Annotated in this window: 6 protein-coding genes and 1 pseudogene; 1 reads left to right on the top strand and 6 read right to left on the bottom strand. The window is 56.5% G+C overall.

The window, feature by feature from the left end:
* From H6F43_RS18435 to purC, 6 genes and pseudogenes are all read right to left on the bottom strand, one after another.
* Nucleotides 1–371 (bottom strand): annotated as a pseudogene (locus H6F43_RS18435) (lipid-A-disaccharide synthase); the annotation flags it as partial.
* Entirely contained in the window at nt 368–1,186 is an 819-nt protein-coding gene (lpxA, locus tag H6F43_RS18440) for an acyl-ACP--UDP-N-acetylglucosamine O-acyltransferase (protein ID WP_190344173.1), read from the bottom strand. The pseudogene H6F43_RS18435 and the gene lpxA, both read right to left, overlap by 4 nt.
* A gap of 59 nt (nt 1,187–1,245) precedes the next feature.
* Complete coding sequence (gene fabZ, locus H6F43_RS18445; RefSeq protein ID WP_199290437.1) at nt 1,246–1,710, bottom strand: 3-hydroxyacyl-ACP dehydratase FabZ; 465 nt, start codon at nt 1,708–1,710, stop codon at nt 1,246–1,248.
* Nucleotides 1,711–1,850: 140 nt separating this feature from the next.
* Nucleotides 1,851–2,729, bottom strand: a complete 879-nt coding sequence (gene lpxC, locus H6F43_RS18450) for a UDP-3-O-acyl-N-acetylglucosamine deacetylase (protein WP_190344177.1) — start codon at nt 2,727–2,729, stop codon at nt 1,851–1,853.
* On the bottom strand, nt 2,729–5,065 hold the full coding sequence (locus tag H6F43_RS18455; protein ID WP_190344183.1) for a BamA/TamA family outer membrane protein: 2,337 nt from the start codon (nt 5,063–5,065) through the stop codon (nt 2,729–2,731). Before H6F43_RS18455 ends, lpxC begins: the two co-directional genes overlap by 1 nt.
* A gap of 191 nt (nt 5,066–5,256) precedes the next feature.
* Nucleotides 5,257–5,985 carry a phosphoribosylaminoimidazolesuccinocarboxamide synthase gene (gene purC / locus H6F43_RS18460; protein ID WP_190344179.1) on the bottom strand — a complete coding sequence of 243 codons (729 nt, stop codon included), beginning with the start codon at nt 5,983–5,985 and terminating at the stop codon, nt 5,257–5,259.
* 184 nt (nt 5,986–6,169) lie between these two features.
* Between purC and H6F43_RS18465 the strand changes: the two genes are divergently transcribed.
* Nucleotides 6,170–7,243, top strand: a complete 1,074-nt coding sequence (locus tag H6F43_RS18465) for a hypothetical protein (RefSeq protein WP_190344181.1) — start codon at nt 6,170–6,172, stop codon at nt 7,241–7,243.
* Nucleotides 7,244–7,419 lie beyond the last annotated feature (176 nt).

Below are 7,419 nucleotides of genomic sequence, written 5' to 3' on the forward strand. Positions count from 1 at the left end.
GCAATGTAGTACACCACGGGCACCCCCGGAAACTGCTCCGGCAAATACTCGCAAAAGGCAAGGTTGGGTCCCATGTAGTCAATTAACACCACCAAATCCGGCGGGTGCTGCTGGAGATATTGCTTTGCCTGTCGCTGAACCTGCAGCGTCGGCAGCACAAAGGGCAGCGACTCCAGAATCCCCATCGAGCCGATCGCGCTGGTATGCCCCAAGAGTTTGGCTCCAGCGGCTGCCATACGATCGCCCCCCAGCGCCAGAATCTCGAGTTCTAGGTCAAGGTCTAGGGCCTGCCGCTTCAGCGCCTCAATCAGCAGGGATCCCTGAAGATCCCCAGACACCTCCCCGGTGCTAATAAAAATTTGCTTTTTCACTCCTCATCCCTCACCCGTCGTCCCGACGTGGGTCCCCGCCGATTAGGCTGCTGCGACAGTTGCAAAAACCGATGCAGGTAGTGGACGTGCTCATCGTCAAGCGCGTCAATTTTGTCTAGCGCCTCGGTAAGCGTCAGCCCAGAGCGATACAGCAGGCGATACGCTTGTTTAAGCGCCTCGAAGCTGCCGCCGCCCTCGGCATCGGCAAACCCTGCTCGCTTCAGTCCAACAACATTTAACGATCGCACCCGCGCCGGATTGCCCTCGACCCGCATGTAGGGCGGCACATCTCGTTCAATCCGGCTCATGCCTGCAATCATGGCATAGCGTCCAACACGAACAAACTGATGCACGCCCAGCACACCGCCAATCCGCGCCCACGCTTCCACGTGCACGTGTCCCGCCAGCGCGACTGAGTTGGTGATAATGGCATGGTCTTCGACGACGCAGTTATGCCCGACGTGGGTATACGCCATCAGCAGCGTGTGGTTACCGATGGCGGTCACTTCGCCCGCGAACGTAGCGCGATGAATCGTGACGTATTCGCGGATGCAGTTGTCGTCGCCGATCGTGACTAAGCTCTCGGAGCCGTCGTACTTCAAGTCCTGTGGCTCTAGCCCGATCGCCGCACCTGGAAAGATTCGGTTGCGGGCGCCGATCTCCGTCCAGCCGTCCAGCACCACATGGGCACCGATCGTCGTTTCGGGACCAACCTTCACCTTGGCTCCAATTACGGCATAGGGACCAACCTGCACGGTGGGATGCAGGTCAGCACCGGGATGAATTACAGCCGTCGGATGAATTAAGGTCGCCATAAGAAGTGAGTGAGAGATGAATTGCGAGTTTTGAACTGGGCGCGCGAACTCAAAACTTTCTAATCCACCAACGAAAACATCAGTTCGCCTTGAGCAACGAGCCGACCATCAACTTCTGCTCGTCCCTGCATCCAACCAAACCGACGCCGCTTAACCGACAACAGTTCCACCGTCATCACTAATTGGTCGCCAGGAATCACCGGACGGCGGAACCGCACTTTATCAATTCCTGCGAACATAAACAGCCCATCTTGCACATCTGCCATCTGGGTCAGAACGACACCGCCCACCTGCGCCATCGCTTCGACAATCAGGACACCGGGCATAATGGGTCTGCCCGGAAAGTGCCCCTGGAAGTGAGGCTCGTTGAAGCTGACGTTTTTGATGCCGATCGCCAGTTTTCCTGGCACGTACTTGATGATGCGATCGACCAACGAGAAGGGATAGCGGTGAGGCAGCAGCTTGTGAATATCTTCAATGGTGAGAATCGAGTCAGCGTCCGCGGAGGAATCACCTGTAACCATGTTGGCTGCTGCAGAATTGTGGGGATCGATGTGGTTGGGAACTGTACCAGAAGGATCAGCGTCAGTGAGAATCGACATGAGTTAGGGTTTCAATAGAAGGGCGGAGAAGAAAAGAGAAGAAACGAGTGGCGTCACCCACTTTAGGGGCGGAACCGAACCAGCGATCGAGCAAGCTGGGTGTGCAACTTGTGGCTGGCTTTGTATGCCATCACATGAGCGATGGGGAATTGCCCCAGTAAGCTGAGGTCTCCTACTAAATCTAAAAGTTTATGACGCGCTGGCTCATTTGGAAATCGCAGCGGTGGATTAATCCAGCCATCCGCACCGCAAACCAAGGCATTGTCAAGGCTGCCGCCTTTAATTAAGCCTTTCTCGCGCAGGTAGTCAATTTGATGTAGCAGCCCAAAGGTGCGAGCGGGGGCAAGCTCGTCCGCAAAGGAGTCTGAGCGTCGCCAGCTATGCCACTGATTGCCGATCGCGCTCACCTCGAAGTCAATGCCGTAGGTAAAGCGCGTCTCAGCCGCCGGAAGCACGGCTGCAAAGGCGTCTCCGTCCCGCACCCACACGGGTTCTAGCACTGTCCAGGTAAACCGGGGAACTGACTGACGCCGAATACCGGAGTGCGCGATCGCCTGCACCCACTCGGTCGCCGAGCCGTCCAGCAGCGGCACTTCCGGTCCGTCGAGTTCGATACGGGCGTTGTCGATGCCCATTCCCGCTAGTGACGCCAAAAGATGCTCTACGGTGCGCACCTTTGCCCTATCACGCCCGATCTCGGTTGATAGGGTGGTGTCCTGCACAGCGTTAATGTCTGCCGGAACTTCGGGTACATCAGGTAAATCGGTCCGGGCAAAGTAGCGTCCCCGACCCGCCGGAGCTGGCAGCACCCGCACCTGGACCGAGACTCCAGTGTGTAAGCCGATTCCCGATCGAGTAAACTCCGCTGCTAGCGTCTGCTGAAATGGCTCAGCATCTACCTCGCTGCTGCCTAGCTCCTGATCCCGAATTCCTTCCTGCATCAGAAGCGCTCTCCAATTCCAAAGTGGAAGCGGCTGTCGCCCTCGTCATTAAGGCCATAGTCAATCCGAATCGGACCCAGTGGTGACTGAATTCGCAAGCCCAATCCGTAACCAATTCCGGCTCCTGGCTTGTTTCGTACGCCGCCCGGATTTCCCGGAACGTTGTCGCTGGAGCCAAAGTCAGTCGCTGCATCGACGAACAGCGCACCAGACACCACCGAGAAAATTGGGAAGCGGTACTCTGCTGTTGCCTGAATAAAGCTGCGAGCGCTCGCTAGATCGCCTTCATCGTAGCCCCGCACTGAATTGCTGCCTCCAAGCGAGAACGCCTCATAGGGCGGTAAATCGCCCAGAACCGTGCCGCCTTGGATGTTGAAGGCGAATGCCTGAGGACACTCCGCTGCGGTGGAAGTTACGCTGCGGCATCCTGGAGATATGCGCAAAAGCCGTGTGGGAATGTAGAAGCTGTAGCTGCCGCGGAGGCGGTTAAGGAGAATATTGCCTCTGCCGATCGGGATCGACTGCTCTGTCCCGATGCGCAATAGCGATCCTTGGGTTGGACGCAGCGGATCGTTGCGCAGATCGCGCACCGCGCCGAACTGGACCGTGAACAAATCATCTCTGCCGTCCCCGCTGAAGCTCAGGGTGTTGCCCAGCTCATCTCTAGGGCTAAGATCGCCCTCAGAATCACGAATCGAGATGCGCTGGTATTGCAGCCCCAGCGAGGCAGTCCACTGCGATCGGCGGAACACATCCCGGCTCAGCGGGCGAGAAAAGCTGATCCCGCCGCCTGTGCGAGTTACGCGGGGACGATCGCCATTTGGCAGTCGAACTTCGGGATCGCCCCCGTCGAAGATCAACGAAATCGTGCGTCGCCGGAACAGGTTCAGCGTGTAGGACGTGCGGTACGGATCATTTGCAATCCACGGATCGGTAAAGCTGAGGTCGAACAACAGCGAGTCCCGCTGACCGATCTGAATCTCGGCTCCCAGCTTCTGGTTGTTTCCACCAAAGTTCTGCTGCTGGTAGCTCAAGGTCCCGAACAGTCCGCTCGCCGAGCTAATCCCTGCGCCTGCTGCGATCGAGCCAGTGTTACGCTCAGTCACATTTGCTACCACCACCACTCGGCGTGGGTCTTGACCTGGATTGAGGGACAGCCTCACGTCCTCAAAAATGCCCAGACCAAACACCCGCTGCAAATCTCGCTCTGCAATATTGCGATTAAATACGGAGCCAGATTTTAGCTCAAATTCGCGAGTAATGATGAACTCACGGGTCCGTCCTCGGATGGGCTGCCCGGTTTTGGGGTCCGTGTCTGCCCCCTCCTTATTGGTGAAGCGGACTTGAACATTCTCGACAACACCCTCTGCAATCTCCAGCGTGACGATCCCGTCTGGTGCAATTCTGGGTGAGCCGACCACCTGAGCCAGAACATACCCATTGTCCTGGTACCACTTGTTCACGCGCTTGATGCCTTCCTGTAAGCGATTCAGGTTTAGCACCGTACCATATTGGTCGCGGAACGATTCATCTACAACTTGCTGCGGCAGGACTTGCGTTCCCTCAACGCGCACGGATTGCAGCACCGGGTTTAGCTCCACCTCGAACGTCACCCGCACCCCAAGCGGTGTATCCTCTGGAACCGCCCGCACGTTTGAGAAGAAGCCTGTACCAAACACCGCGTTAATGTCTTCCTGAAGCTGGGAACGGGTGGTTGTCCGGCCCGCCTGCGTGCGGAGCACACGGTACACTTCGTCCAGAACTGTGGCGTCCAGAGTGGCTCCTTTTGCCTCCCGAATCGCAACCTCGGCCACGAGCACACGAGCCTCTGGTTCCGCCGTAGGCGCTGGAGTCGCTGGTGGAGCAGTGGGTGGAGTGGTCGGAGGCGTGGGCGTCGGTGCAGTTGGCTCGGCAGGCGTGGGTGCCGGAGTGGTCGGGTCGGCAGGGGCAGGCGACGGCGTTGGCGTGGGTGCCGGAGTGCTGGGCGTCGGAATGCCGGGTGCCTGCTGCGGCGCGGGACCTATCTGAATGCGATCGGGCGTTTCTTGCTGAGGCGTCGCTTCGGTTCCCGTGGGAGGCAGGGGCGTTGGCTGCGTCGATGGCTGCGCTTGTGACAGACGAGCGGGCGCGGTCAGAATGCCGATCGAACTCGCATTCCCAAATACTTCTGGCGCAGCAGGCTTGACGGCTGCACGCGGATTGGACATCGCCGAATTTGCAGCGGTTGCGGCAGGCTGACGTTCAGCCGCTGCCGTTACCTGTCCTTTTGCAGAATTAGACAAGCTAAGAGTCGTCGCAGTGGCAAGAAATGCCGCCAAAACTGGAGATAAGCGCATGTTGTTCAGATAAGTTGGCACGTCCACACACCACGCCTTGCTAAACGCAGGCTGCACAAAATAGTATCAGTCGAGAGGGTGATCTAAGGCAAACTGTGCAATTTTACCGCATTGGGTACCTATACCTAATGGATTAAAAATTTCGAGGGATGAATTTTGAATTACAGCATGCAACCTAACAACTTCAACATTCATTGTTTAGGGCTCCTGATCTTCTTCAAAACTTGTTGATAGGCAGATTCAACATCCCCCAAGTCCCGACGAAAGCGATCTTTGTCCATGACGCGACGATCGGGGTCCGTCTCGGCTTGGTTCCACAGGCGGCAGGTGTCTGGGCTAATTTCGTCTGCCAGAATTAGGCGCTGGTGCTTATCCAGCCCAAACTCCAGCTTGAAATCGACCAGGGTAATGTCACACTGCTGAAAGAAGTCGGTCAGAACCTGATTGATTTGCAGCGCCCGCGATCGCAGCTCGTCTAGCTGGTCTGGGGTCGCCAGTTCCAGCAGCAGAAGGCGATCGCGCGTGAGCAGCGGATCGCCCAGCGCATCGTTTTTGTAGTAGAACTCCACCAGTGGCTGGTTCAACACTGTGCCTAGCGCAAGTCCTGTTTGTTGACAGAGACTCCCCGCTGCAATGTTCCTGACAACGACTTCCAGCGGCAAAATCTTAACTGATCGCACCTGCATTTCGCGATCGCTCGACTGATCAATAAAGTGGGTAGGGATGCCCTGCTCCTCTAGCAGCCGAAATAAATGAGCGGTGATCGCGCAGTTCACGGCACCCTTGCCCTGAATCGTGCCGCGCTTCTGGGCGTTAAAGGCGGTGGCATCGTCCTTAAAGTACGACAGCAGCACGTCCGGATCGTCGGTGGTGTAGAGAATTTTGGCTTTGCCCTCGTAGAGCCTTTGACGAACAGACATGAAATAACTATGGTGTGAATAGGGTCCAACCGCATTGTCACTGAGTGTGGTGCATAAATCACACTTCGCTAAATGACGGATCTACCCATTGTAGTGCTCCGTCGCGCTTCCTTTTCTAGCTCCGCCCTGCCCCTCCTCGCCAGCAATGGCAGCGTCTCTATGTGACTCCAGCCCCTAATTTCTCATGAAACGGTTGCGTCTGACGATCGCTCTATCGGCAAGTGTTGCCCTGCTGACAGGTTACGTTCTCAAAGATCGCCTTCTGCCTGCTGCTGTTTCTCAGATGTCGGAGCCTAGCGATACGCTCTCCGCCACCGAAAAACTAGCCGCCGCCCGCAAGCTTGCCTGGGACGCCTCTGTGCTTGTTCGCCGTCCACCCCATGCGGTTGAGGTATGGCAGCAGGCAAAGGTGAAATGGCGGCAAGCGATTCGGCTGTTGGAGGCCATTCCGTCCAACGCACCTGTCGCCGTTGAGGCAACCCAGCAGCTACAAACTTATCAGGCGAACTATACGGCAATTAGCCGTCGCCTAGACAGCGAGCAAGCCGCCCGTACCAGTTTGGGAGCCGCGCAAACGTTGGCATGGCAAGCGGCAGTCACTGGGCAAAATCCGCCGCATTCGCTCAAGGTTTGGCAGCGGGCGCACGAAAAGTGGCAAGAGGCGATCGACCTGCTGCAATCGATTCCCAGCACAACAGCGGTTGCTGCCCAAAGCCGCAAGAAATTGACGACCTACCGAGCCAGCCAAGCCGCGATTGCTCGCCGGATGGAAACAGAAGCCAAAGCGCTAACGACGCTACGGCAGTTTGCGGACGTTGCCACACGGCTGAATCGACTTCCCACGCAGGCGCTGGCAGGTCAAACGGTGGAGCAGGTTGGCATTGAGTATCGGGAGTACGCTGACCTCGTTCAGACGCTGGAGGGGTCGCTAGCGCAACTCGCCCGCGAACCGGGGGCAAAGAATCATCGCGTTTATGCAGATTTGTCTGAGGCAGTTAAGGACTATCAATTTGCGCTAAATCTGTGGAAGTCCTATCTCGCCTTTAAGCAGGAGAACGATCGATGGCTCTACGATGACTTGTTTAATGAACAGGTTCCTGTTTCGCTGACCGATCGCTCGACGCTGTTGGGAAAATATCGAGTAAAGACCTACTCTAACGGTAAAAAAGTGTCACTTCGCTTCTCGATCTGGGAGATTTGGGATCATGCCTCTGACCAAGTCAATCGCGCTCGACAAAATGTAATGAGTTTGAGCTAGCAGTAGTGTTCTCAGGGACCAGGAAAATTCGAACGCATCGGGTTTTGATTCTTCGTCTCAATGGTGAGCTGGAACGCAAGTTGCTCATCAACAACGTTTAACACGATCGCCTGCTGACGGGCTGTAAGGAATTGCGAGTGTGTCTCTGCTTCAATTGAGTACTCGATGCAATAAGC

The organism is Leptolyngbya sp. FACHB-36 (genome assembly GCF_014695955.1).
In the GTDB taxonomy this organism is placed as follows: domain Bacteria; phylum Cyanobacteriota; class Cyanobacteriia; order Leptolyngbyales; family Leptolyngbyaceae; genus FACHB-36.